Below are 3,693 nucleotides of genomic sequence, written 5' to 3'. Positions count from 1 at the left end.
CGGCTCCACCACTCCCCATCACTCCGAAGAGATCAGAGGCGGCTTCACGGCCTTAGCATCAGAGGATTCAGTACTGGGCGTTTCAAAGCGGGTACCGGAATATCAACCGGTTGTCCATCGACTACGCCTGTCGGCCTCGCCTTAGGTCCCGACTTACCCTGGGCAGATCAGCTTGACCCAGGAACCCTTAGTCAATCGGCGCACACGTTTCCCACGTGTGTATCGCTACTCATGCCTGCATTCTCACTCGTGAACCGTCCACCACTCGCTTCCACGGCAGCTTCACCCGGCACACGACGCTCCCCTACCCATCAGCACACCCGTTGGGGCTATATATGCCAATGACACGACTTCGGCGGTACGCTTGAGCCCCGCTACATTGTCGGCGCGGAATCACTTGACCAGTGAGCTATTACGCACTCTTTCAAGGGTGGCTGCTTCTAAGCCAACCTCCTGGTTGTCTCTGCGACTCCACATCCTTTCCCACTTAGCGTACGCTTAGGGGCCTTAGTCGATGCTCTGGGCTGTTTCCCTCTCGACCATGGAGCTTATCCCCCACAGTCTCACTGCCGCGCTCTCACTTACCGGCATTCGGAGTTTGGCTAAGGTCAGTAACCCGGTAGGGCCCATCGCCTATCCAGTGCTCTACCTCCGGCAAGAAACACACGACGCTGCACCTAAATGCATTTCGGGGAGAACCAGCTATCACGGAGTTTGATTGGCCTTTCACCCCTAACCACAGGTCATCCCCCAGGTTTTCAACCCTGGTGGGTTCGGTCCTCCACGAAGTCTTACCTCCGCTTCAACCTGCCCATGGCTAGATCACTCCGCTTCGGGTCTTGAGCGCGCTACTGAACCGCCCTATTCGGACTCGCTTTCGCTACGGCTTCCCCACACGGGTTAACCTCGCAACACACCGCAAACTCGCAGGCTCATTCTTCAAAAGGCACGCAGTCACGACGCACCGAGCAAGCTCGATGCGCGACGCTCCCACGGCTTGTAGGCACACGGTTTCAGGTACTATTTCACTCCGCTCCCGCGGTACTTTTCACCATTCCCTCACGGTACTATCCGCTATCGGTCACCAGGGAATATTTAGGCTTAGCGGGTGGTCCCGCCAGATTCACACGGGATTTCTCGGGCCCCGTGCTACTTGGGTGTCTCTCAAACGAGCCGTAAGAATTTCAGCTACGGGGGTCTTACCCTCTACGCCGGGCCTTTCGCATGCCCTTCGCCTATTCATACGGTTTCTGACTCGTCGACCAACCGGCAGATTGATCAAGAGAGATCCCACAACCCCCACGACGCAACCCCTGCCGGGTCTCACACGTCGTAGGTTTGGCCTCATCCGGTTTCGCTCGCCACTACTCCCGGAATCACGGTTGTTTTCTCTTCCTGCGGGTACTGAGATGTTTCACTTCCCCGCGTTCCCTCCACATACCCTATGTGTTCAGGTATGGGTGACAGCCCATGACGACTGCCGGGTTTCCCCATTCGGACACCCCCGGATCAAAGCTCGGTTGACAGCTCCCCGGGGCCTATCGCGGCCTCCCACGTCCTTCATCGGTTCCTGGTGCCAAGGCATCCACCGTGCGCCCTTAAAAACTTGGCCACAGATGCTCGCGTCCACTGTGCAGTTCTCAAACAACGACCAACCACCCACCACCCCACCCGATACGGGCGAGTTCACTGGGGCCGGCAACCGAAGGGCGAGCAACGCTCGCACCCTCAGACACCCAACAGCGTGCCCGACCCAGCCGATCAATGCGTCACACGTTCCACGCCGAAGCAGTACTAGCGAACTCATCAACCCACTGTGCCGAGTAGTCAACGTTCCACCCATGAGCTGACCACCGTCGGACATTCGCCGACGTAGTGGCTCTGGATCCCTTGCGGGACCTAGATGCTCCTTAGAAAGGAGGTGATCCAGCCGCACCTTCCGGTACGGCTACCTTGTTACGACTTCGTCCCAATCGCCAGTCCCACCTTCGACAGCTCCCTCCCACAAGGGGTTGGGCCACCGGCTTCGGGTGTTACCGACTTTCGTGACGTGACGGGCGGTGTGTACAAGGCCCGGGAACGTATTCACCGCAGCAATGCTGATCTGCGATTACTAGCGACTCCGACTTCATGGGGTCGAGTTGCAGACCCCAATCCGAACTGAGACCGGCTTTTTGAGATTCGCTCCACCTCGCGGTATCGCAGCTCTTTGTACCGGCCATTGTAGCACGTGTGCAGCCCAAGACATAAGGGGCATGATGACTTGACGTCGTCCCCACCTTCCTCCGAGTTGACCCCGGCGGTCTCCCGTGAGTCCCCAGCACCACAAGGGCCTGCTGGCAACACGGGACAAGGGTTGCGCTCGTTGCGGGACTTAACCCAACATCTCACGACACGAGCTGACGACAGCCATGCACCACCTGTACACCGACCACAAGGGGGGCACTATCTCTAATGCTTTCCGGTGTATGTCAAGCCTTGGTAAGGTTCTTCGCGTTGCGTCGAATTAAGCCACATGCTCCGCCGCTTGTGCGGGCCCCCGTCAATTCCTTTGAGTTTTAGCCTTGCGGCCGTACTCCCCAGGCGGGGCACTTAATGCGTTAGCTGCGGCACGGACAACGTGGAATGTTGCCCACACCTAGTGCCCAACGTTTACGGCGTGGACTACCAGGGTATCTAATCCTGTTCGCTCCCCACGCTTTCGCTCCTCAGCGTCAGTATCGGCCCAGAGATCCGCCTTCGCCACCGGTGTTCCTCCTGATATCTGCGCATTTCACCGCTACACCAGGAATTCCGATCTCCCCTACCGAACTCTAGCTAGCCCGTATCGAATGCAGACCCGGGGTTAAGCCCCGGGCTTTCACACCCGACGTGACAAGCCGCCTACGAGCTCTTTACGCCCAATAATTCCGGACAACGCTCGCGCCCTACGTATTACCGCGGCTGCTGGCACGTAGTTAGCCGGCGCTTCTTCTGCAGGTACCGTCACTTTCGCTTCTTCCCTGCTGAAAGAGGTTTACAACCCGAAGGCCGTCATCCCTCACGCGGCGTCGCTGCATCAGGCTTTCGCCCATTGTGCAATATTCCCCACTGCTGCCTCCCGTAGGAGTCTGGGCCGTGTCTCAGTCCCAGTGTGGCCGGTCGCCCTCTCAGGCCGGCTACCCGTCGTCGCCTTGGTAGGCCATCACCCCACCAACAAGCTGATAGGCCGCGGGCTCATCCTGCACCGCCGGAGCTTTCCACCCTCACAGATGCCTGCGAGAGTAATATCCGGTATTAGACCCCGTTTCCAGGGCTTGTCCCAGAGTGCAGGGCAGATTGCCCACGTGTTACTCACCCGTTCGCCACTAATCCACCCCGAAGGGCTTCATCGTTCGACTTGCATGTGTTAAGCACGCCGCCAGCGTTCGTCCTGAGCCAGGATCAAACTCTCCGTGAATGCTTCCGGGATATCCCGGCGACACATCACGAGAGCGGAACAGCCAGGAGGAATAATCCCGGCCGTTCACAGCGTCCTCGCTGTGTATTCTCTCAAAAGAACCTCGCCCCAGCAGATGCTGGAGACGGGGTATCAACATATCTGGCGTTGACTTTTGGCACGCTGTTGAGTTCTCAAGGAACGGACGCTTCCTTCGTACTCACCCCAGAACACTCTCCGAGGCTTTCCTCCGGGCGCTTCCCTTCGGTGTTTCC

Annotated in this window: 2 rRNA genes; both read right to left on the bottom strand. The window is 58.4% G+C overall.

Annotated elements, in window-relative coordinates:
* A 23S ribosomal RNA gene (locus tag GUY61_RS36040) occupies nucleotides 1–1,612 on the bottom strand; the annotation flags it as partial.
* Nucleotides 1,613–1,914: 302 nt separating this feature from the next.
* A 16S ribosomal RNA gene (locus GUY61_RS36035) occupies nucleotides 1,915–3,439 on the bottom strand.
* Between the last annotated feature and the right edge of the window lie 254 nt (nucleotides 3,440–3,693).

Source organism: Streptomyces sp. GC420 (assembly GCF_009916105.1).
GTDB lineage: Bacteria > Actinomycetota > Actinomycetes > Streptomycetales > Streptomycetaceae > Streptomyces.
This window is presented reverse-complemented; position numbering and strand designations above follow the sequence as displayed.